Below are 660 nucleotides of genomic sequence, written 5' to 3' on the forward strand. Positions count from 1 at the left end.
ATTTAAAAAATTATATATTGCTTTTTCTTTTGCATAACCTTTTTTCTTATTAGTACTAAATTTTGTTTTAAAAATGTATTCATTATTAACTAAATATGCCACACTATCATAACCACTACCGATTATTTCAATACTATCTACTTTGAAATTATCAAAGTAATGCTCAATTAAATATTTCATTGCCTTAACATTTGTGGCATTATCATCATATCTATATTCCATTAAATAACAATCTTCTTTTTTGCCCTCGTGTAATTCATGTTCTGGCAAATCTTCAATAATTCTAAAACCAGATTTTTGGTATGCCCTTATTGCTCTTGGATTATTTTTATGAGGGTCTAAAATAACTGCATTAGCATTTCTTTCTTTTTTCAAAAATTCAAAAATCAATTTAATATATCTTGTACCAATTCCTTTACTCCAATAATTTGGCTCTCCTATAAATTGATCCATACCATAGACTATCTCATCAGTTTTTGGATAATGATAATCAGTATATAACTCATCATACATTTTATATATTTGTCCATATCCAATAGGAACATTGTTATATTCAATAATTACTCTAAAAACTTCATCTTCCCAAGGCTCTGTTATAATGTTTTTTTAATGATTCTAATGTATATTTTTTATCTCTACCACCATAAAATTCTAATACTC

The 660-nt window shown here is 25.6% G+C and carries 1 pseudogene; it reads right to left on the reverse strand.

Annotation, left to right across the window (positions count from 1 at the left end):
• A pseudogene (locus tag DW965_RS18900) lies at window positions 1-660 on the reverse strand (GNAT family N-acetyltransferase); the annotation flags it as partial.

This window comes from Blautia sp. AM47-4, from assembly GCF_003479865.1.
GTDB classification, from domain to species: Bacteria; Bacillota; Clostridia; order Lachnospirales; family Lachnospiraceae; genus Fusicatenibacter; species Fusicatenibacter saccharivorans.